This window comes from Kutzneria viridogrisea DSM 43870 (genome assembly GCF_000525635.1).
Taxonomy (GTDB): domain Bacteria; phylum Actinomycetota; class Actinomycetes; order Mycobacteriales; family Pseudonocardiaceae; genus Kutzneria; species Kutzneria viridogrisea.
Genome location: NZ_CP007155.1, coordinates 5,382,415 through 5,406,704 on the forward strand (window position 1 = coordinate 5,382,415; position 24,290 = coordinate 5,406,704).

Genomic DNA, 24,290 nt, shown 5'->3' on the forward strand with positions numbered 1-24,290 from the left:
AGGTAGAGCAGGCCCTCCTGCAACGGGGCGAGCGGCCACACCGTGCCGTGCTCGGCGCGGGGCTGGGGCGCGGCCTGCGGTTCGAGCCGTTCGGCCACGGCGGCCAGCTCGGTGATCGTCTGGTGCTCGAAGACCTGGCGGGCGGTGATGCGCCAGCCGCTGGACCGCAGGCGGGACACGACCTGGATCGAGGAGATGCTGTCCCCGCCGAGGGCGAAGAAGCCCGCGTCGGCCCCGACCTCGGTGAGCCCGAGCACGCCGCGGAAGGCCGCCGCGATGGCGTGCTCCGCCTCGGTGTCCAGCGCACGGCCCGCGCTCTCCCGCGGTGCCGACCAGTCCACAGTGGACAGTGCCCGGCGATCGATCTTGCCACTGTTGTTGAGCGGCAAGGTGCTCAGCGGCACGATCGCCGCGGGCACCAGGTAGTCCGGCAGCGTGGCGCCGAGTTGGCGGCGCAGCTCGGTGCCGTCCGGTTCGTGGTCCTCGGCGGCCACGACGTAGCCGACCAGTCGCCGGGGGCCGCCGTCCTCGCGGGCCACCACGGCGGCGAGCGAGACCCCGGGCAGCGCCGTGAGCGCGGCCTCGACCTCGGCGGGCTCGATGCGGAAGCCGCGGATCTTCAGCTGGGCGTCGACACGGCCCAGGAACTCCACGTCCCCGTCAGCGGTCCAGCGCACGCGGTCCCCGGTGCGGTACATCCGGCCGCCGTCGAAGGGGTTGGCCACGAACCGCTCGGCCGTGGCCTTCGGTGCACGCCAGTAGCCCAGCGCGAGCGCGTCACCGCCGACGTAGAGCTCACCGGTGTGGCTGGGGCGCAACTGGTCGTCCAGCACGTACAGGGTGCGCGCGGTATCCGGCCGTCCAATGAGGACTCGACCGTCGAAGGACGCCGGGCAGGCCCAGACCGTGGCGTTCACAGTCGTCTCGGTGGGGCCGTACGCGTTGAACAGCTCGCGACCCGGCGACCAGCGGGCAACCAGCTCGGCTGGCACCTTGTCCGAGCCGACCACGATGGTCGTCGTGGCGGGCAGCCCGTTGTCCGGCAGGGCTTCCAGGGCAGCGGGCGGCAGGTCGACGTGGGTCAGGTCGTGGCGTCGCGCGAACTCGGCCAGCGCGGCGCCCAGGCGTTCCTGCTCGCCGGGGATGTGCAGGGTGCCACCGGAGAGCACGGACATGGCCAGCTCTTCCAGGTACACGTCGAACGCGGGCGAGGTGAACTGGAGGACTCGCGCGCCGGGACCGGCACCGTAGGTGTGCACCGCCGTGTGCACCAGGGACTCGACGCCCGCGTGCGACACGAGCACGCCCTTGGGCTTGCCGGTCGAGCCCGAGGTGTAGATCAGGTACGCGGCGGAGGGCGCCGGGCTCGACCCGCCGAGCGCTGTCACGCCCCCAGCGGTGATCTCCACGATCGGCTCGGCGTCGGCGATGATCTCGGCCCGCCGCGCGGCGGGCGCGCTCGGGGCCAGCGGCAGGTAGGTGGCGCCCGTCTTCGCCACGGCGAGCAACGTCACGACCGCGTCCACACCACGGTCCAGCGCAACGAGCACGCGCTCCCCAGGTACAACGCCGTGACCAGCCAGTTCGGCCGCCAACTCGGTGCTGGCCGCGTCCAGTTGCCGATACGTCAGCGCGTGATCCGCGCCGCACACGGCGTCCACGTCCGGGTATCGGGTCACGGCCTCGGCGAACAGCTCGCTGATCGTGCGGCGCCCCGTGAACGGCTCGCCGCGTCCCTGGGACAGCAGGAGATCACGGTCCGTTGTGGACAGCAGCTCCACCGAGGCGATCGGCCGGTCCGGGTTGGTGGCCAGCTCGGTGAGCAGGCGCACCAGCCAGTCGGCGATGCGCTGAGCGGCGGGGCGGGTGAACAGGTCGGTGCGGTACAACACGGCGCCGCTGACCCGGCCGGGGCCGAGGGTGACGAACTCGAAGTCCAGGTCGAACTTGGCGACCGGGAAGTGCACGCGGTGCGGGGCCACGGTCAGCTCGCCGTACCGCTCGGCCTCCACTTCGGCGTGCTGATAGGCAATGCCGACCTGGAACAGCGGGTGGTGCGCCAGCGAGCGCTGCGGCTGGAGCCGGTCCACGAGGCGGTCGAAGGGCAGGTCCTGGTGGGCGAACGCGGCCAGGTCCGTGCTCCGGACCCGGTCGATCAGCGCGCGGAAGGTGGGGCGTCCGGCGAGATCGGTGCGCAGCACGATCGTGTTGGTGAAGAACCCGACCAGCTCGTCCAGCGCGCTGTCGCCCCGACCCGCGACCTGGGTGCCCAACGGGATGTCCTCGCCCGCGCCCATCAGGTGCAACAGGGCGGCGACCGCGGCCTGGGCGAGCATGAACTGCGTGGCACCGGACTGGGTGGCCAGCTCACGCAGCCGCTCGGCCACCTGCACCGGCAACTCGAACTCCACGGCGTCGCCGTGCTGGCCGGCCACGGGCGGGCGGGACAGGTCGGCGGGCAACTCGATCCGCTCGGGCAGACCGGCCAGCTCACGCACCCAGAACTCGGCCTGCTCGGTGATCAACTGCTGGTCGTCCTGCCACAGCGCGAAGTCCGCGTACTGCACGGGCAGCACGTCCCACTGCGGCGCCCCGCCCCGCAGTCGCGCCTCGTACGCGGCGAACAGGTCGCGGCGCAGGGGGTGGGACGACCACTCGTCGCCCGCGATGTGGTGCAGCAGCAGGACGAGCACGTGGTTGTCTGCACCGAGGCGGAACAGCGTGGGCCGCATCGGTGGCTCGCTGTCCAGCGCGAACCCGTACCCGACCGCCTCGGTCAGCCTGCCCGGCAGGTCCTCCTCGGTGGCGTCCACAACCGGGCAGTTGACCGGCGCCGGGGGCAGCACGTGCTGGTACGGCACGCCGTCCCGGTCGGGGAAGATCGTGCGCAGGACCTCGTGCCGCCCGGCCACATCGCCCAGGGCGCAGCGCAGCGCCTCGTGGTCCAGCGGCCCGCGGAGCCGCCACACCAGCGGCAGGTTGTACGTGGCGTTCGGGCCGTCGACCCGGTGCAGGAACCACAACTGCCGCTGCGAGGCCGAGAGCGGCACGAACTCGGGGCGCGGCCCGGCGACCAGCGCGGGTCGGGCAGCGGGGGCCTCGTCCAGCGCCGCCGCGAGCGCAGCGGGCGTCGGGTGGTCGAAGACCGTGCGCGGGGACACGTCCACGCGCAGCGCGGAGCGCAGCCCGGCGACGAGCTTGATCGCGAGCAGCGAGTGCCCGCCCAGTGCGAAGAAGTCCTCGTCGGCGAACACCCTGGGCACGCCGAGCACGGCGGCGAACAGCTCGGTGATCAGCTGCTCGGCGGCCGTCCTGGGCTCGCGCCGGACCCCGCCCAGCGCACGGCCCGGCTCGGGCAGTGCGGCACGGTCCAACTTGCCGTTGGCCGTGACGGGCAACGCTTCCAGCGCGACAATGACCGAGGGCACCATGTGCGCGGGCAGAGACTGCGCAAGCTCACGACGCGCACCCTCGGTGTCGACCCGTTGCGGGGTCACGTAGCCGACCAGCGTGTCCTCGCGGACGATCACCGCTGTGCTGTCCACATCGGACACGGCGAGCAGCGCGTGCTCTACTTCGCCCAGTTCCACGCGGAAGCCGCGGACCTTCACCTGGTGATCAGTGCGGCCCAGGTAGGCCAGTGTGCCGTCGGCGTTCCACATCGCGAGGTCGCCCGTGCGGTACATCCGGCCGCCGCCGAACGGGTTGGCCACGAACCGCTGCGCGGTCAGTCCGGGACGGCCCAGGTAGCCGGTGGCCAACTGGGTTCCGGCCAGGTACAGCTCCCCCGGCTCGCCGGGCGCCACCGGTCGCAGCGCCGAGTCCAGCACGTACGTGCGGGTGTTCCAGACCGGGGCGCCGATCGGCACCTGCCGGCTGCCGTCCTCGGGCGTGGTGTCCCAGGCGGTGACGTCGACAGCAGCCTCGGTCGGGCCGTACAGGTTGACCAGGTTCGCGGCGGGCAGCACCTCGCGTGCCCGCAGCACGTGCTCGGCGGGCAGAGCCTCACCGCTGCACAGCACGGTCCGCAGGGACTTCGCGCGGGAAGCCGTTGGCTCGGCGAGGAAAGCGGCCAGCATGGACGGCACGAAGTGCAGCACCGTGACGGCCTCGCGCTCGACCAGTTCCGCCAGGTAGGCGGGGTCGCGGTGGCCCTCGGGGCGGGCGATCACCAGCGGCTGGCCGGTGTACGCGGGCCAGAACAGCTCCGGTACCGACACGTCGAAGGAGATCGGGGTCTTCTGCACGAACCGGTCAGCGGGGCCGGGGCGGCAGGCGTCGGCGAACCAGCGCAACCGGTTGGCGATCGCCCCGTGCGGCACGACCACGCCCTTGGGGCGGCCCGTTGAGCCGGAGGTGTAGATCACGTATGCCGGGTGCTCCGCGGTCACCGGCGCGGACCGCGTGACCGGTTCTGCCCGCTCAGCGAGGAATTCCGGGGTGACGACCAGCGCGGGGCGGGCGTCCTCGATCATGAACTGCACGCGCTGCGCCGGGTAGTCCGGGTCGATCGGCAGGTAGGCCGCGCCAAGGCGGTGCACGGCGTACAGCACGGCGATCAGTTCGGCCGAACGGGGCAACGAGACCGCGACCAGGTCCCCGGCGGACACACCGCGGGCCGCGAGCGCACCGGCGAAGCGGGCGACCTGCTCGTCCAGCTCGGCAAAGCTCCAGCGCGCGGCCTCAGCCAGGACGGCGGGCGCGTCCGGTGTGCGGCGCACCTGCTCGGCGAACAGCTGCGGCAGGGTGGCGCCGGTCAACTGGTGATCGGTGTCGTTCCAGCTGGTCAGCACCGTGTCGGCCAGCTCGGCGGGCAGCAACGGCAGGCGTCCCACGGCCTGGTCGGGGTTGGCTGCCAGCGCCAGGAGCACGCCCGCGACGCTGTGCAGCAACTGCTCGGCCCTGGCCACCGGGACAAGATCGGCGCGGTGACCGCAGGCCAGTTCGAGCTGCTTGCCGGGCACCACGATCAGGCTCACCGGGTAGTGCACGGCGTCCTGCGTGGTGACCGCCCGGACGTCCAGCCCGGCCTCGTTCTGCTGGCGGACCAGCTCCTGCTCGTCCACCGGGTAGCTCTCGAACACGACCAGGCTGTCGAACAGCTCCCGGCCGCCGACGAGTTGCTGGATCTCCGCGAGCCCGAGGTGCTGGTGGTCCAGCAGCCCGGCCTGCTCGGACTGCACGCGCCGCAGGAACTCACCGACCGGTTCGGCCGGACGCAGCGTGATCCGCGCGGGCACGGTGTTGATGAACAGGCCCACCATGTCGTGGGCCCCGGGCAGGTCAGCGGGCCTGCCGTGCACGGTGGCACCGAAGACCACGTCGTGCCGTCCGGTCGCGCGCCCGAGCACTAGCGCCCAAGCCGCCTGCACCAGGGTGTTGAGCGTGACGCCCCGGCCGCGCGCGAAGTTCGCCAGCGACTCACTGTCCTCAATGGACAAACTGTGCCGGATGCGCTCGGCGGCGACCGGGCTCTTGCCAAGGCCTTCCGGCGCGAGCAGCGTCGGTCCATCCACTTCGGACAGAGCGGCGCTCCAGGCCGCGCGGGCGGCTTGCTTGTCCTGGGCGTTGAGCCACGCCAGGTAGTTGCGGTACGGCCGGACTCTCGGCAGCACCGAGGGATCGCCCTTGCTGCCATAGAGCGCGAACAGGTCACGTCCCAGCAGCGGCCCCGACCAGCCGTCCATCAGCAGGTGGTGGTGGGTCAGCAGCAGGTGGTGCTCCTCGGCGCCCAGGTGCACCAGGGTGAACCGGATCAGCGGCGGGGTCTCCACGTCGAACCGGGTGTGCCGGTCCCGCTCGACGATGGCCTCCACCTCGGCCCGGTCCGCGGCGTGCAACTCGGTGAACGGCACTTCGACCCGCCGCATCACCAGTTGCACTGGCCGGTCCACCCCGGTAGCGGTGATCGCCACGCGCAGGTTCGCGTGCCGGTCGAGCAGTGCCTGGGCGGCGGCCCGCAGCGCGGCGGCGTCCACCGCCCCGGCCAGCTCGAAGCGGAGCTGGACGGTGTAGACGTCCCGCTCCCCCCGGTCGAAGGAGGACAGGAAGAACATGCCCTCCTGCAACGGAGTCAGCGGGAGGACGTCTTCGAGTCCCGCGCGAGTCATGCCTTGCCCCATTTCGCTTCGAGCAGGTCGATTTGCTGCTGGCTCAACGACACCAGCCCCAGGTCGGACGGGGTGTGCCCGCCCGCGCCTTCGCCGGCGGTGTGCTCGGTGATCGCGTCCAGCACGTCGAACCAGGTGTCGGCCAGCGCCACCACCTCGGACTCGGCCACCGCCCCGGGCGCGTAGAGCCAGTCCACGGTCAGTTCGGGTTCCCCGTCGTAGTCGGTGACGACCACGGTGATCTCCAGCGCGTGCGCCATCGGCAACTTGGGCTCGGTCGCCCCGTTGACCCCGGTGGAGTCGGGCGCCGCCGCCCACGGGCGTTCGTCCTCGGCCGCGGTGAACCGGCCCAGGTAGTTGAACCCGAGGTTGGGCGTACCGAGCGCGGCCAGTTCCTTGCCAGCACTCGGATCCAGGTAGCGCAGCACGCCGTAGCCCAATCCCTGCTCGCCCGGCACGGCCCGCAACTGCTCCTTGACCGCCTTGACGGCACGCCCCGCCGACTCACCGGCACGCAGCGCCTCGGCCACGTCGATGCCGTCCAGCTTGAGCCGCACCGGATAGGCGCTGGTGAACCAGCCCACCGTCGCCGACAGGTCGGCGCCTTCGAGCAGTTCCGTACGGCCGTGCCCCTCGATCTGCACCAACAGGTCACGCGGTCCGCGCTTGGCCACGGCCAGCGCCAGCGCGGTGAGCAGCACGTCCTGCACGCCCGCGCCGTACGCGGCGGGCACGCTGGTCAGCAGCGGCTCAGTGCTGTGCGCGGGCAGCACACGACGCACCCGCTTGGCAGTACCGACCAGGTCCCGTGCCGGGTCGGGTTGCGCGAAACCGGGCAGCACCGGCGCGTCCTCCAGCGCGGCATGCCAGTGCGACAGCTCGTGCGCGAACTCGCCCTCGGCACCGGCCTTCGCCAGACGGTGGGCCCAGGCCCGGAACGAGGTGCCGACCGGGCCGTGCTCGCCCGCCAACTCCGCGGGCAGGATCCGCCAACTCACCCCGTCCACGGCCAGGTGGTTGACCAGCACCAGCAGGCGGCCCGCCCGGTCCTCGCCCCGGTCGGCCCACACGAACCGTGCCTGCACCCCGTTGTCCGGGTCCAACCGGTCGGCAGCCGCCGAGAGGTCCACTGTGGACGTGTCTACCCGGGTGATCAGGTCGGCGGCGGACACGGCGCCCGCGGGCGGCACGTCCAAGGTCCAGTCCTCGCCGGTGCGGATCAGCTTGGCCCGCAACATGTGGTGCCGATCAAGCACGGCCTGGACGCGCTCGGTCAGCTCGGACAGGGTCAGGCCAGCCGGGGTCACCAGGGTCTGTGCCTGGCTGAAGCGGGCGATCGGTCCATCGAGTTCGCGCAGCCAGTGCATGACCGGCGTGATCGGCACCGTGCCGGTGGCTGCCACCTCCTCATCCACAGTGGACTGAGTAGGCGTGCGCGACTCGGCCAGTGCGGCGAGGTTGGCCACGGTCTTCAGGTCGAAGATGTCCCGGGGCCGCAACTCCAGTCCGGCCGCGCGGGCTCGGCTGGCCACCTGGATGGACAGGATGCTGTCACCGCCCAGCGCGAAGTAGTCGTCGTCCAGCCCGACCGCGGGCAGCCGCAGCACCTCGGCGATGATCGCCGCCAGGGTCCGCTCGGCCTCGGTGGCACCGGTCAGGTCACCGGTCGCCGTGGGCTCGGGCGGCGCGGGCAGCGCACGCCGGTCCAGCTTGCCCTGCGAGGTCAACGGCAACGCGTCCAGCTGCACGAAGACCGCGGGCACCATGTGGTCCGGCAGCTTCGCCAACGCGGCGGCCCGCACCGCCTCGGTGTCCAGGTCCCCGTCCCGGCCCACCACGTAGGCGACCAGCCGGTTGCCGCCCCGCGCATCGGGCACCGCGAGCACGGCCACCCGCGCCACGCCGGGGTGCGCCGAGAGCACGGCCTCGACCTCACCCAGTTCGATGCGGAACCCGCGCACCTTGACCTGGTGGTCGGCGCGGCCCACGTACACCAGCGCCCCGTCAGCGCGGCGCCGCGCGAGGTCACCGGTTCGGTACATCCGGCCGCCGTCGAACGGGTTGGCCACGAACCGGCTCGCCGTCAGCTCCGGCGTGCCGAGGTAACCGCGCGCGAGTCCGGTCCCTGCGGCGTAGATCTCGCCGACGGTGCCGGGCGGTACTGGGCGCAGGCGCTGGTCCAGCAGGTAGACGGCCGTGTTGTGCACGGGGCCGCCGACCGGCACCGCGCTGGACCCCGGCTCGGGCACGCACTCCCACAGCGTGATGTCCACTGTGGTCTCAGTGGGCCCGTAGGAGTTGAACATCCGCCGCTGTGCGGCCCATTCCGCGACCAGGGCAGGGGTGCACGCCTCGCCCGCGGCGATCACCACGAGGTCGGCGGGCACCTGCTGGGGCCGGATCGAGGCGAGCGCGGCGGGCGGCAGGGTCGCGTGCGTGACGCGGTGCTCGCTGAGGAAGGCCGCGAGCGGGTCCCCGGCGCGCTGGTCGTCGGGGATGATCACCAGCGCGGCCCCGGTGAGCAGGCCCATGCACAGCTCCCACACCGAGGTGTCGAAGCTGACCGAGGCGAACTGGAGGACGCGGCTGCCCGGCCCGACTCCGAACGCCTCGACCATGGTGTGCACTAGGCTGGCCACGCCCGCGTGGCTGACGATCGTCCCCTTGGGACGGCCGGTCGAACCCGAGGTGTAGATGATGTACGCCCCCGCACCGGTCGAGCAGACGCGGCTCAGCGGGTGCTCGCTCGGCGGCAGGTCGGTACCGGTCACCGTGAGGACGGGCGCGGCGTCGGCGAGCATCGCCTCGACCCGGTCCGCCGGGTAGTTCGGGTCGATCGGCAGATAGACCCCGCCCGCCTTCTGCACTGCGAGCAGCGCCACGATCAGCTCGACCGACCGCGGCAGAGCGACGGCCACCACCTGCTCGGGTCCAACACCTTGTGCGGCAAGGGAGTGCGCCAGCTCCGTCGATCGTCGGTCGAGTTCGGCGTAGGTCAGGGCGGTGTCCCCGTCGATCACCGCTTCCCGGTCCGGGTTGGCCCTGGCCACGCGCTCGAACAGCTCCGCGATGGTCAGGTCGTCAACGGCGTGGCCCGTGTCGTTGGCCGCCACCAACAGGTCGTGCCGTTCCTGTGTGGACAGAACCTCCACGTTGCCGGTGGCGCGGTTCGGGTTGTCGACCAGTGCCCGGCAGATCCGGACGAACCGCTCGCCGAGCTGCTCGACCTCGTCGGCGCTGAAGGGCGTCGCGGAGTACTTCCACGTGATCCGCAACTGCTCGCCGGGCTCGGCCACGAGTGCCAACGGGTAGTGCGTGTCGTCCAGGGCCTGGACCGAGCTCAGCGCCAGCTCGCCGGAGGCCGCCCGCACGGACGCGCTGTCCAGCGGGTAGTTCTGCACGACGAGCATGGTGTCGAACAGCTCGCCGGTGCCGGTGATGCGCTGGATCTCGCCGAGTCCGAGGTGCTGGTGGCCGAGCAGCGCGGCCTGCTCGGCCTGGACACGTCCGAGCAGCGCGAGCAGCGGCTCTTCGTGCCGGGTCAGGACGCGCACCGGGATCGTGTTGGCGAACAGGCCGATGACCTGGTCCGCACCGTCCACCTCGGCCGGTCGTCCGGACACGACGGTGCCGAACACCACGTCCTCGCGGCCGGTGAGCCTGCCCAGCAGCACGCCCCACACGGACTGGATCAGGCTCGTCACCGTCAGTCCGGACCTACGCAGCAAGGCAGTCAGCTCGCTGGTCAACTCCTGTGGCAGCACCGTCTCGTGCCGACCGGCGGACCGCTCACCAGCGGCCGTGGGCGCCAACAAGGTGGGCTCGTCGAACCCGTCCAGGGCGATCCGCCACGCCTGCTCGGCGGCCTGCGCGTCCCGGGAGGCCAGCCACGCGAGGTGGTCACGGAACGGCCGTGAGGCGCGAACCGCTGCGGCGTCACGGGTGTAGGCGTCCAGCAGGTCACCGATGATCAGCGGTCCGGACCAGCCGTCGTAGAGCAGGTGGTGCGCCGTGAACAGCAGCACCGACGTGCCGTCACCGCGGTGGATCAGGGTGAGCCGCAGCAGTGGGGGCTCGGCCGGGTCGAACCGCTCCGCCAGGTCGGCGGTCACGAACGGGGCCACGTCCTCGGCGGAGTGCTCGGCCCAGCGGGGTTCGAGCGACTCTGGCACGAACTGGATCGGCACACCCGCTGCGGTGTAGCGGAATCCGGCGCGCAGTGCGGGGTGGCGGTCGAGCAGCGCGGCGGCGGCGCGGCGCAGTCGTGCGGAGTCGACCGGCCCGTCGAAGTCCAGGCGCAGCTGCATCAGGTACGGATCGGGTCCGCTGGTGGCGAAGCCGGTCAGGAACAGCAGGCCGGTCTGCAACGGGGTCAGCGGCAGCACGTCCCGGACAGCGGGCAACGAGTCCACATCGGACTGTTCCAGCCGGGCGAGCGGGAAGTCCGAGGGCGTGTGGAAGGGTTCGTGCACGGCCGCGACCAGCTCGGCGACGGCCTGCTGCCAGCGCAGGGCCAGCGCGCGGACCTCGGCCTCGGTGATCACCTCGGGCACGAACGCCCACGAGGTGCGTACCACCGAGCCGTCCACGGCCGCGTTGATGTCCAGTGCGGAGGCCACGGCCGTGCTTGGATCGGCACTGCCGCCCATCGGGCCGATCGGCGTCCAGTCCCCGTCACTGCCGGTGAACCGGCCCAGGTAGTTGAAGCCGATCTCCGGCTCGGGCAGGCCGGGCGCGCGGTCCAGGTAGCGCAGCCGTCCGTACTGGAGTCCGGCCAGCTCGCCTCCGGGCAGCCCGCGCAGGGTGTTCTTGACCCGCTTGAGGGTGTCGACCGGGCCGTCACCGAGGTGGAGCGGAACCGGGTAGCGCGAGGTGAACCAGCCAACGGTGCGGGAGATGTCCAGGCCGAGGTCAGCCCGTCCGTGCCCTTCCACGGCGACCACTAGCGGGTGGCCCACCGCCATCGCCAGCGCGGCGAGCAACACGTCCTGCACGGTGCCGTGTGCCCTGGCGGCGACCTCGGTGAGCCCCTGCCACGGCAACTCCGTCTCGATCTTCACCGCGGAGCCGACCAGGTCCGTCGCCGGATCCACCGGGCGGCGGCCGATCCGCTCGAACGGCCCGTCCAGCAGGTTCCGCCAGGCCGTGAGGTCGGTGTCGACCTGTGCCGCCGCCTGCGTCCAGCGGGCGAAGCTGCTGCTCGTGGCGGTCTCGCCCGCCAGGCTCTCGATGAGGATGCGCCAGGACACGCCGTCCATGACGAAGTGGTTGGCCACCAACAGCAGTTGGCGCTTCTGCGGGCACCACACCGCGCGCAGCATGACCCCAGCAGAAGTGTCCAGTTCGGACAGTGCTCGCTCGCGCTCACCTGCCAGGTCGGCGACGACGCGAACCGTGGGCGCCCCGGTGCTGCCGGGGATGAGACGGCCGTCCTCGGTGAGCCGTGAACCGAGTTCGGGGTGCCGTGCGTAGAGGTCCGCGAGGAGTTGCTGGAGACGTGCCAGGTCCAGCCCGGCAGGGGTCCGCAGGAGCATCCATTGCGCGAACCGGTTGTGGTCACCGCCTCGCTCGGTGGCCCAGGCCATGATCGGCGTGCGGGCGATCTCGGCGGGCTCCGCACTGGGGAGTTGCCGCACCTCAACGGTTCTGCTGCCGATCCGCTCGGAAAGGGCCAGCGGGGTGGCCAGTTCCACCACGTCGCGGGCGCCGATGGTCAGACCGGCCGCACGGGCCTTGCCGACCACGCGCAGGGACAGGATGCTGTCCCCGCCAAGGCTGAAGAAGTTGTCCCGCTCGCCGACCCGCGGCAGGTCCAGCACCTCGGCGAAGATCCCGGCCAGCAGCTCGGCCGTCACGTCGCCCGTACCGGCCTCGTCGACGGCCGCGACCGCACCCGGCTCGGGCAGGGCCGCACGGTCCAGCTTTCCGCTGGGGGTCAACGGGAACTCAGTCAGCGGCACGAGGGTAGTCGGCACCATGTAGGCGGGCAGCCGCGAACGGCAGTGTGCCAGCACTTGCTCGAAGTCCACAGTGGACTCAGTGGTCACGTAGCCGACCAGGGCGCTGCCCGAGCGCGCCAGCACGGCGGCGGCCGTGACACCGGGTGCGCCGGTGAGCACGTGCTCGACCTCACCGAGTTCGATGCGGAACCCGCGGACCTTGACCTGGTGGTCGACCCGGCCCAGGTAGTCGATCTCCCCGTCGGCGGTCCACCGCGCGAGGTCCCCGGTGCGGTACATGCGGCCCCCGTCGAACGGGTTGGCCACGAACCGCTCCGCGGTCAGCCCGGGACGGCCCAGGTAGCCGCGCGCGAGCCCGCCCGCCAGGTAGAGCTCACCGGCGACCCCGGGCGGCACCGGGTTGAGGTCGCGGTCCAGCACGTAGCAGCGGCAGCCCGTCAGCGGGGCGCCGATCAGCACCCGGCCGTCCTGGGCCACCGGCCAGCTCGTGGCGTACACGGTGGCCTCGGTCGGTCCGTAGATGTTGACCAGGCGGGCCCCGGGCAGCGCGGTGCGGATCTTGCGCACCAGGTCGGCCGACAGCGCCTCCCCGGCCAGGGCGAAGGTGTCGACCGCCAGCCCGGCCAGGTTCTGCTCGAAGACCCCGGCGATCGCGGAGGGCACCCCGCAGACCAGGCTCAGCCGGCCGCCCTCCCGCGCGTCGGCCAGCGCGAGCACGTCGGGGACCACGTCGATCCGGCCGCCGCTCAGCAGCGGGGTGAAGATCTCGAACACGGACACGTCGAAGGTCAGCGGGGTGGCCGCGAGCACCCGGGACAGCCCCTGCGGGCCGAAGGTGGCGCGGCCCCACCCGACCAGCCCGAGCACGCTGGCGTGCTCCACGACCACGCCCTTGGGCCGTCCGGTGGAGCCCGAGGTGTAGATCACGTAAGCCGCGTTGCCCGGCCGGGCCTCGATCTCGGCTCCGCCGGTCAGGTCCAGGCCGGTCAGGGACAGGTGCTCGAAGCCCTCGAAGTAGGCGTCGGTGGTGAGCACCAGTGCGGGCTTGGCCTCGGTGAGGATGCCCGTGATCCGCTCGGCCGGGTGGCCGAGATCGATCGGCAGGTAGGCGCCGCCCGCCTTGTGCACGGCCAGGATCGCGGTGATCAGCTGGACCGAGCGCGGGATGGCCAGGGCTACCAAGGATTCCGCGCCGACTCCGCGCTCGACGAGCAGCCGCGCCAGTCCGCGAGCCGCCGCGTCCAGCTCGGCGTAGGTCACCTGCGTGTGCTCGTCGGTGACGGCGATGGCGTCCGGCGTGCGCCGCACCTGGGCGCGGAACTCCGCGGCCAGGGTTCGGTCGGCGGCGAACTCGCCGGTCCGGTTGAACTGCCGCAGCACCAGGTCCTGTTCGGCGGGGTCGGCGATGCCCAGCGTGCCGACCGGGGCCGAGGGCTGGGCGATCACCAGGCGCAGCACGCGGACGAACCGGTCCAGCAGCGCTTCCGCCTGCGCGGCACCGAATCCCGGCTGGAACTTCAGCCCCAGGTAGAGCCGTTCCTCGGGCGCGACGATCAGCGTCACCGGGTAGTGCGTGGCGTCGACCGGCGGTCCCCCGGCCACGTGCAGGCCCGGCCCGGCGTCGCACTCGGCGGCAGCCGGGTAGTTCTCCACCACGAGCAGCGTGTCGAAGAGCTCGCCGACGCCCGCCGCGCGCTGGATCTCCGCGAGCCCGATCTGGTGGTGCGCCAACAGGTCCGTCTGCTCACGCAGCACTCGGCCGAGCAGCTCGTCCACGGTTTCCCGCGGGCTCAGGCTGATCCGCACCGGCAGCGTGTTGATGAACAGCCCGGCCATGTCCGTGACGCCTGCCAGCTCGGCGGGCCGCCCGGACACGGTGGTACCGAACACCACGTCGGACCGGCCGGTGAGCCTGCCCAACAGGATCGCCCACACGGCCTGCGCGACAGTGTTGACGGTGTAGCCGCCCGCGCGCGCCCGGTCCACCAGCGCGGCGGTCAGGTCGGCGCCGAGTTCGCGGTGGATCTGCTCCGGCCACTGCACTCCGCTGGCCTCCGGCACCAGCACGGTCGGCTCGTCCAGTCCGGCCAGCGCCTCGGCCCAGGCCGCACGGTCCGCATCGCGATCCACTGTGGACAGCCACTGGAGGTGGTCCCGGTGCGGGCGTCGCACGGGTGCGTCGGCACCGCCGTAGGTCGCGAGCAGTTCGCGGGCCAGCGCGAGTGAGGACCAACCGTCCAGCAGGACGTGGTGGTGGCAAATGAGCAGGCGGTGCTTCGTCGGCCCTTCGCGCAGCAGGGCGAACCTGATCAATGGCGCCTCGGCCAGGTCGAACCTGGCACGGCGGAACTCCTCTGCCACTACGTCCTCGTGCCAGGACAACTCGGGCTCGGCCGCGATGACCTGGATCGGGTCGCCGTTGTCCCGCAGGTGGAAGGTCGCCCGCAGCGCTGGGTTGCGACGGACCAGGTCCTCGGCACACGCGCGCAGCCGCGCCGCGTCCAGTTCCCCGGTGAGGTCGAAGGCGAGTTGCACCGTGTAGACATCGGTCTCGGCGTCTTGCACGCTGGACTGGAACAACAGACCAGCCTGCAACGGGGACAGCGGCAGCACGTCCTCCACCGCGCCCAGTTCGTCCACTTCGGACTGAGTCAGTGCGACGAGCGGGAAATCCGAGGGCGTGTGCCCGCCACCGCTGGTCAACGCGGTCAACGCGGCTTGCCAGGCGGTCAGCAGCGCCTCGATGTCGACACCATCCACAAAGGACCAGCGTGCCTTGAGCACCCCGTCCTCGACGAGCGTGGAGACCTCGACCGCGTGCGAGGCAGCCAGGCCCTCGTCCACGCCACCGGCCAGGAAGCCCAGCCCGTCGACCGGAGCGAAGTCCGCGTCCTGCTTCGTGGCACGGCCCAGGTGGTTGAACAGGATCGGCCGCGGCGCACCGGGCACCTGGTCGCGCAGCAGCCCGTACCCGGTGCCGTCACCAGGCACCGCGCTGAGCGTTTCCTTGACCCGCTTGAGGATCTGCTCGGCCGTGCCCGCCAGCCCGATCCGAACCGGGTACAGGCTGGTGAACCACCCCACGGCGGACTCGGCGCCGACCACGTGGTCACGGCCGTGCCCCTCCAGGTCCGCGCGCAGCTCCGACTCACCCCAGACCTCGCGGGCGGCCAGTCCGAGCGCGGCGAGCAGCACCTCACGGGTACCGGTGTGGAACGCGCGCGGGATGTGCTCGGTGACGGCCCGCGACAGGTCGGCGGGCAGCTCGACCACCCGGTGGGCGAGCTCGCCGACCGTGCCGGTGGCCGACAGTGTGCTGTTCCCGGCCGACATGTCCTGCCAGAAAACGATCTGCGTCTGGTCGGCGGCCAGGGACGCGGCCCAGGCGCGGGCGGCGAACTCGCCGGGTCGCGCCTGCCCCGCCCAGTCGGCGGCCAGGTCGGCGCCGATCACCCGCCAGGACACGGCATCCACCGCCAAGTGGTGTGCCACCAGCAGCAGACGGCCCGGCTCGAAGTGGACCGCGCGCAGCATGATCCCGGCGCGCGGGTCGAGCGCGGTGACCTCCCGTGCCAGCTCGGCCACCGGGTCGGCGTCCGAGGGCACGGCGCGGACCGTGACCCGCACGTCCTGAGCGGGCAGGATCTCCAGCGACTCACCGGTCAGCCGGGACCGGAGGAACTCGTGGCGTGCCACCAACCCGGCGAGCAGTCGTTCCAGGTCGGCGGTGCTCACCGTCACCGGCACGCGCAGCAGCGTGGCCTGGCTGTAGCGGTCGATCGGCCCGCCGCGGTCGAGCAGCCAGCGCAGCATCGGGGTCGGCGCCACGAGTCCGGTGGACTGCTCGGCGGAAACCCTTGGTGCGTCGGCGATCGGCTGGGCGCGGTCCGCCAGCACCGCGACGGTCCCGGCCTCGACCACGTCCTTCGGCGTGACGCGCAGACCGTCGCGGCGCAGTGCGGCCACCAAGTGGATCGCGAGGATGCTGTCCCCGCCGGAGGCGAAGAACCCGGTGTCAGCACCGACCTCGTTCAGGCCCAGGACCTCGGCGAACGCCTCGGCCACGGCCGTCTCGCGGGCACTGCGTGGGGCCACGAGCACTGGGGCAGCTGCCCCAGCGGGCTCGGGCAGGGCGGACCGGTCCAGCTTGCCGTTGCGGCTGAGCGGGAACTCGGTCAACGCCACCAGCGCGGAGGGCACCATGGCAGCGGGCAGCGTGGCCGCCAGCCCGGTGAGCACGGCTGTGGTGTCCACAGTGGCCGGTACGCAGTAGGCGACGAGCTTGTCCCCGCGCTGCACGACCACCGCGCCGTCGACCTCCGGCAGGGCGGTGAGCCGGGACTCGATCTCCCCCAACTCGATGCGCTGGCCGCGGATCTTGACCTGGTGGTCCGTGCGCCCCAGGTACTCCACGGCCCCGTCCAGCCTGCGGCGCACGAGGTCGCCGGTCCGGTACATCCGTCCCCCGTCGAACGGGTTGGCCACGAACCGCTCCGCGGTCAGTCCGGCGCGGTCGCGGTAGCCGCGTGCGAGCTGGACCCCGCCGAGGTACAGCTCGCCCGCGACGCCGGGTGGCACGGGCCGCAGCTCGGCGTCGAGCACGTGCAGGCTGGTGTTCCAGACCGGCACGCCGATCGGGACCGGCCGGGTGCCGTCCTCGGCCGAGGTGTCCCACTCGCTGACGTCCACGGCGGCCTCGGTCGGGCCGTAGAGGTTGTGCAGCGGGGCGCCGAGCACCTCGCGGGCGCGCAGCACCAGGTCGGCGGGCAGCGCCTCGCCGCTGCACACCACGCGGCGCAGCGAGCCCAGGTCGTGCCGGGTCTCGGCGGCGAGGAAGGCCGCCAGCATGGACGGTACGAAGTGGACGGTGGTGATCCGCTGGGACTCGATCAGCGCGGCCAGCCGCTCGGGATCGCGGTGGTCACCGGGTTCGGCGAGCACCAGCGTACCGCCAGTGACCAGCGGCAGGAAGAACTCCCAGACCGAGACGTCGAAAGAGGCCGGGGTCTTCTGCAACACGCGGTCGGTGGCGTCGATGCCGTAGCGCTCACGCATCCACAGCAGTCGGTTGACGATGGCCGCGTGCTCCACCAGCACGCCCTTGGGCCGCCCGGTGGAGCCCGAGGTGTAGATCAGGTACGCGGAGTTGCCCGGTGTGAGCGCGGCCTGGACGAACAGGCCACCCGCGGCGGCGGTGTCGGCGGTGATCACGGCGGCGGGCTGTGCGTCGGCGATCAGCTCGTCAACGCGCTCGGCTGGGAGCTCGGGGTCGACCGGCAGGTAGGCGCCACCCGCGCGGAGCACGGCCAACAGTGCGACGACCAGCTCCGGGGAACGCGGCACGACTACAGCCACCACCGACTCGGGGCCAACGCCCTGGGCCTGCAATGCGGCGGCCAACTGCTCGCTGCGCTCCCCCAGCTCACGGTAAGTGAGACTTGAGTCGCAGAAGACCAGCGCCTCGTTGTCGGCGTGCTCGGTCAGGGCCTGCTCCAGCAGGGCGGTCAACGTGGTGTCCGGCAGGACGTGGGTTGTGTCCGGCTGGACGCGCTCACCGGGCAGCAGCACGGGAACGGCGCCGATCGGCTCGTCGGCGGAGGCGAGCAAGCCGACCAGGAACTGCGTGAACCGGTCCGTGAACAGCGCGGCCTCGTCCAGGTCGAACAGGTCGAGCGCGAACTCCAGGAACCCGCTCAGGCCGGTGTCCGACTCGGTGAGGTTCAGGGTGAGGTCGAACTTGGCGGTGCCTGTGGTAATCAGCTCGACCTCGGCGTCCAGCCCGGCGAAGCCCTCCGTGCCGCCAGCGGTGTTGCGGTAGGCGAACATCACCTGGAACAGCGGGTGCCGCGACGGGGAGCGCGGCGGGTCCACCCGGTCGAGGACCTGCTCGAACGGCACGCCCTCGTGAGCGAGCGCTGCCAGGTCGGCGCGGCGGACCCGGGCCAGCAGTTCGCGGAACGTGGGCCGCCCGGCCAGGTCCGTGCGCAGCACCACGGTGTTCACGAAGAAGCCGATCAACCCGTCCAGGGCCTGGTCGTGCCGCCCCGCGACCGGCACGCCGACCGGCACGTCCGTGCCCGCCCCGCAGCGGGACAGCACGGCGGCCAGCGCGGCGTGCAGCACCATGAACACGCTGGTGCCGGTCTCCGCGGCCAGGGCACGGATCTGCTCGAACACCCCGTCCGGCAGCTCCAGGTCCAGCACGAGCCCCAGGCCGGTCGGGCGGGCGGGCCGGGCACGCCCGGTCGGGACGGCGATCTCCTCCGGCAGCCCGTCCAGCTCACTGGCCCAGAAGTCCAGGTCGGCCGCAACGGGCAGGTCGCGATGCCACAGGGTGTAGTCCGCGTACTGCACGGGCAGTGGCGCCCACTGTGGCTGCTCGCCGCGAAGCCTTGCCGTGTAAGCGGTTTCAAGGTCGGCGAGCAGCGGCCGCAGAGACCACTCGTCGGTGGCGATGTGGTGCGCGGTGATCAGCAGCAGGTGCTCGTCGGCGGCCAGCGCGAACAGCACTGCTCGGACCGGCAGCTCCGACTCCAGCGCGAACGGGCGGCGGCTGTGCTCACGGACCAGCGCGGGCAGCTCCGCCTCGCTGGCGGTGATCACCCGGCAGCGCATCGCACCGATCGGCAGGACGTGCTGCCAGGGCTCGCCCCCGTCGTCCAGGTAGACCGTGCGCAGGGACTCGTGCCGGACCACCAGGTCGTCCAGTGCGGCGACCAGTGCATCCCGGTCCAGTGCCCCGTGCAGGCGCACGGCCAGCGGCAGGTTGTAGGTCGCGCTGGCACCCTCCAGCGCTTGGAGCAGCCACAGGCGGCGCTGGCCCGCGGACAGCGGGATCCGCGCGGGACGGTCCACAACGGACAGTGCGGGCCGGGTGGGCGCGGAGTCAGCCAGGTGGCGCACCAACGAGCTGGGCGTGGGCGCGTCGAAGATCACCGCGATGGGCAGTTCCACGCCGAACTCGGCGCCCAGCCTGGTGCTCAGCCGCATGGCGAGCAGGGAGTGCCCGCCGAAACGGAAGAAGTCGTCCTCCGGGCCGAACTGCCCAACGCCGAGCACGTCGCCGAACAGTGCGCAGAGCCGGGCCACCCGTGCGTCCGTTGTGGACACACCGGAGCCGGAGTGCGACCGGGCGGCCAGTGCGAGCCGATCCACCTTGCCGTTGGGGGTCAGCGGCAACTCGTCCAACGGCACGATCAGCGCGGGCACCATGTAGTCCGGCAACTGCCGCGCCAGGTGCTCGTGCAGGTTGCCGACCTCACCGGTGGCCACGTAGTAGGCGACGAGCCCGGCGCCCACCGCGACCACCGCGCAGTGGCCCACGCCCGGGGCCTGGCCGAGCACGGACTCGATCTCACCCAGTTCGACCCGGAACCCCCGCACCTTGACCTGCTGGTCGGTGCGGCCCAGGCAGTCCAGCTCGCCGGACTCGGTCCAGCGGGCGAGGTCGCCCGTGCGGTACATGCGGCCCCCGTCGAACGGGTTGGCCACGAACCGGGCTGCGGTCAGCGCGCCGCGGCCCAGGTAGCCCAGTGCCACGCCAGCTCCGGCCAGGTACAGCTCACCGGCCACACCGGGCGGCACCGGGCGCAGCGCGGAGTCGAGCACGTAGGCGTTGGTGTTGTGCAGCGGGCGGCCGATCAGCGGCCGGTCTGCGTCCGCCGTGGTGATCTCACGGGCAGTGGACCAGATCGTGGTCTCGGTCGGCCCGTACAGGTTGGTGACCTCGGCCGCGACCGCGGTCAGCGCGCGGGCCAGCGCGGGCGGCAGCGCCTCGCCGCCGACCAGTGCCCGCACGCCCCGCAGCGACCGTGGCGCCAGCTCGACCAGTGCCTGCCACAGTGCGGGCGTGGCCTGCATGGCGGTGATCCGCTCACGTGCGAGCAACGCGGTCAGGCGAAAGGGGTCGCGGGTGTCCTGCTTGTCCGCCAGCACCACGGTGGCGCCGTCGAGCAGGGGCAGGAACAGCTCCAGTGCGGCGATGTCGAAGCTGATCGTGGTGACGGCCAGGAACCGGTCGCCGACACCGAAGGCGAACCGTTCGCGCAGCGAGGCCAACAGGTTGGCGAGGTTGCGCCGGGTGACGACGACCCCCTTGGGTCGCCCCGTCGATCCCGAGGTGTAGAGCACGTACGCGGGCGCGTCGGCCGGTACCACCGGAAGCGACTCAGCAGGTTCGCCGCTCTCGTTGGCGGCCAACCACTTGCCGTCGACCACCAGCACGGGCTTGGCGTCGGCGAGCATGAACTCCACGCGCTCGGCGGGGAATTCGGGATCCACCGGCAGGTACGCGGCACCCGACTTGAGCACCGCCAACAGGGTCACGAGGAGATCGGTGCTGCGGGGCAGCACCACGGCGACGAGCTCGCCGGGCTGGACACCGCGTGCGAGCAACAGCGCGGCGAGGCGGTCGGACCTGTCGTGGAGTTCCGAATAGGACAGTGCATGATCCCCGGCGCGGACTGCGACCTCCGCTCCGGAAGGGATGGTCGCGAGCAGGTCGAGTTGATCGTGCACTGTGGACACCGTGCGCCCCGCCGACAGGGCGTGGCCGATCTCCTCGGCCGTGGCCACCTCGAACCGGCCGACCGGGGTTTCCGGCTCGGCCTTGGCGAGGGCGTCGAGCAGTGCGACGAAGCGCCGTGCGTGCCCGCGCAGCTCCGATTCGGTGTAGGCGGCCGGGTTGGCGTCGATGTCCAGCACCAGCCCGGCGCTGGTCGGCCCGCCCTGCACGGTGATCGACAGGTCGTCCACCGGGCCCGCCGCGAGGTAGTGCGTGGTGCCGGGCAGGCCGCCGAAGGACAGTTCCCCGTCGAAGGGCTTGATGTTGATCCACGGTCCGACCAGCCGACGGCCGGAGCCGAGCAGGCCGAGGTCGCGCCGGATGTCCTCGCCGCGGTACCGGTGGTGCGGCCGGGTCAGCTTGAACTCGGCGCCCACCGTGGCGGCCAGCAGGGCCACGGTGCTCGACGCGGTGACGGGCACCCGCAACGGCACCACGTTGACGGTGCTGGCCGGAATCCGCGCCGCCGCCGAGCCGAGTCGGCCCATCACCGGCAGGCCCAATACGACCTCCGGCGCCCCGGTGGCGCGGTGCAGGTACAGGGCGGTGGCGGCGGTGATCAGCTCGGCCCAGCCCACACCCAGCCGCTTGCCGAGAACCCCCAGCGCGGCAACGGTGTCCGCGCCGACGGTGGTGTGCTCGCGCAGGAAGTGGTGCGAGGCCGGTGCGGGCTCGGCCAGGGACACGACCTCCGGCAGGTCCACCAGCCGCTCGCGCCAGAACCGGCGGTCGCGGTCGAACCGCTCGGATCCGCGGTAGGCGGCCTCCTCCGCGAGCAGGTCCGCCACCGGCCGGAACGGGTTGTCGGCAACCGGGTCGCCGCCGACCAGCGCGGTGTAGACCTCCGCCACGCGGCGTGCCAGCAGGCCGTAGCCGTAGCCGTCGAGCAGGATGTGGTGGCAGCGCAGGAACCAGTGGTACCGGTCGGGCGCCACCCGGTAGAGGACCTGGGTCACCAGTGGACCCGTGGTGAGGTCACGGGCCAGGGCCAGCTCCGCCCGCATCGCCGGGACAGGATCCCCGTATATGTCCACAACGGACAGTTCGGGGAGCGGGGCGGCACCGGGGCGCTGCCACGGACCCGACTCGTCGTGTCCGAACAGGACGGTCAGGCCCTCGGCATCGGCGCAGGTCCTGCGCACGGCCTCACGAAAGGCCGCCGCGTCCAGGTGGCCGCGGATCTCCACGTACTCACCGGTGTTGTAGGCCGGGCTGGCCTGGTCGATGCGTTGCCCGTACCAGACGCCCTGCTGCGCCGCGGTCAGCGGCTGGCGGTCGTCCCCTCGCACCGATGACACTGCTGGTCCTCTCCCCGTCACTTGACGATCAATGCCCGCCGTGCCCGCCGTTGGGTGGCAGCTCGTGGTCCATGGACATCGCCACGGCCAGCACCTCCTTGGGCTGCACCAGGAACGGCCGCATCATGCTCATGTCCTCGTGCTCGAGCATGTGGCAGTGGTAGACGAACTTGCCGGTCACCTCGGCGAAGTGCGCGATCACGTCCACCGACTCGCCCGCGGCCACGTTGACCACGTCCTTCCAGCCCTGCTGGGAGGCCACCACCGGCTTGCTCTCCTGCCAGAACACCGGCGTGGCGGTACCGCCGCCGATACCACCGCCGGGCAGGTCGATGAACTTGAAGCCGTCGATGTTGTAGAACCCGCGTTTGACCGGCTGGAACGCGCAGACGTGCACGTGCATCGGGTGCGGCCAGCCCGACCAGTCCAGGTTCAGGAACCGCCAGCGCTCCCACGCGCCGGTCCGCACCGTGTACTGCGGCGGGTCGGTCCACCGGTAGGCCATGCGTTGCCAGGTGGTGACCGTGCCGTCCTGCTCCTTGACCTGCACCACGCCGTCGATCGGGAACGGCCCCTTGGGCGCCTCGATGCGCTGCATCTCCCAGAGCCGGGCGTGCGAGACGCCCACCGGGGTCAGCATGACCATCCGCTCGGCGCTGACCGGCTGCTGCTCGGTGACCTTGGTGAAGGACTTCGCCAGGGTCTTGGGCAGTTGGAAGCCCGAGGGCCTGCCGTGCTGGGACACCCGGAACTGCAGGAAGTCCGGCCACGGGCCCGGGTCGTAGTTGATGTTGCGCAGCACCAGCTTGCGCCCGGCGAACCGGCGGAAGTCGATCAGGATGTCCGCGCGCTCGGAGGCGGCGAGGCTGAACCCCTCGCGCACGTCCACGGGTGCGCCCAGCAGCCCCGAGTCGGTGCCGATCAGGTAAATGGTGCCCTCGGGTGCGGGCTTGCCGTCCTCGGTGACCAACTGCACGTCGTACGGCCTGGTGTTGGAGGCGTTGGCCATGCGGAACCGGTACCAGTCGGGCGCGACCTCCTTGTGCGGCCAGATCACGCCGTTGACCAGGGTGTAGGGCCCGGCGAAGGACCGCACCTGGCGCAGCGGGTCGGTGCGCATGACGGTCGTCTTGTGCAGCATCGTGCCAGTGAGCCGGTTCTGCGCGTCGGTGTCGAAGTTGCGGTCGCAGATGACCAGCGGCACCTCGCGGTCCCCGGCGGGCAGCCGCAGCGACTCCTCCTCGTCATCGCGCAGCACGTACATGCCCAGCAGCCCGGACATCACGTTCCAGCGGGTGATGTGCATGGCGTGGTCGTGGTACCAGAGCGTGGTGGCCGGCTGGTCGTTGCGGTACTCCACGAGCTGGCTGCGCCCGGCGAGCACGGCGTCCTCGGCCCAGCCGTCGCTGCTGCCGTCGCTGAACTGGCCGTGCAGGTGGATGGAGGTCCAGCCGGGCAGCGCGGCCACGTCGGCGCGCGGGGCGACGCCCTCGCGGCCGGGCAGGTCCCACTGGTACGGGTTGGCGTTCTCGTCGAACGGGATCTCCACCACCGGCAACGGGTAGGGACCGGTCAGCTCGTTGGTCCACACCACGCGCAGCGGTTGTCCGCGCCGCGCCTCGATGATCGGTCCCGGGAACTGGCCCTCGAAGCCCCAGATTCGCGTCGGCGGCAGCTGCGAGTGCAGCCGCACCGTGGCCGGTCGCATTCGGATGGTCAGCTGCTGCACACCGTCCACACGGGACCCGCGCACCGAACGCAGTGCTGGCAACGGATCCCGGAACGCCTCCAGCTTGGTGACCGTGCCACGGGTGGGCGGGGTCGCACTCACGGACTTGGCGGCCACCGGCTCGACCGGGTCGCCCTGGGCGCGCGGTGCGCCGTGCACGTGCGGGTTGATCGTGGTGATCGGCTGGGCCGCGTCGGCGGCCGTGCGCCGCACCGGGAGGGACTGCGCGGTGACCGAGCCTACGCCCAGCACCAGTGCCCCGGCCGCGCCCGCCTTGAGCAGGAAACCCCTGCGGTCCACGCCTTCTCTCTCGCTCAAGACCGCTCGGCCCCGGCTGTCCCCATGGCGTCGATGAGGCTCTTGGGCCGCATGTCGGTCCAGTTGGCCTCGATGTGGTCCAGGCACTCCTGCCTGCTGGACTCGGTCTTCACCACGGTCCAGCCGCCGGGCACCTCGGCGAAGGCGGGCCACAGCGAGTGCTGGTTCTCCTCGTTGACCAGGACCAGGAAGCGGCCGTTGTCGTCGTCGAACGGGTTGGTCATGTCGTCTCCCCTCCAAGAGCTTAGGGCAGGCTAGCCTAATTTCTGCGAGCTGCCTATGCGCCGAAGATGTGACGACGACTGCGTTGCC

4 protein-coding genes (1 of these 4 running past the window's edge) are annotated in these 24,290 nt (G+C 71.9%); all 4 read right to left on the minus strand.

All coding sequences use genetic code 11. The annotated features are described in order from the left end of the window. Tightly spaced (at most 28 nt apart), the 4 genes in view from KALB_RS23740 to KALB_RS23755 form a layout consistent with a single transcriptional unit that may run on beyond the window. Window positions 1–6,110, minus strand: partial view of a non-ribosomal peptide synthetase gene (locus KALB_RS23740; protein ID WP_158510793.1) — the beginning only. 7,294 nt of this gene lie to the left of the window's left edge; 6,110 of the gene's 13,404 nt are visible here — the first part of the coding sequence; the start codon lies at window positions 6,108–6,110; its stop codon lies beyond the left edge, outside the window. Beyond that, entirely contained in the window at window positions 6,107–21,931 is a 15,825-nt protein-coding gene (locus KALB_RS23745) for a non-ribosomal peptide synthetase (RefSeq protein WP_025358204.1), read from the minus strand. The genes KALB_RS23740 and KALB_RS23745 overlap by 4 nt, the downstream gene beginning before the upstream one ends. A gap of 28 nt (window positions 21,932–21,959) precedes the next feature. Beyond that, window positions 21,960–23,978 (minus strand): multicopper oxidase family protein, encoded by a 2,019-nt coding sequence (locus KALB_RS23750; RefSeq protein ID WP_042220722.1) that lies wholly within the window; start codon window positions 23,976–23,978, stop codon window positions 21,960–21,962. Next, window positions 23,975–24,202, minus strand: a complete 228-nt coding sequence (locus tag KALB_RS23755) for an MbtH family protein (RefSeq protein ID WP_025358206.1) — start codon at window positions 24,200–24,202, stop codon at window positions 23,975–23,977. The genes KALB_RS23750 and KALB_RS23755 overlap by 4 nt, the downstream gene beginning before the upstream one ends. Window positions 24,203–24,290: the final 88 nt, after the last annotated feature.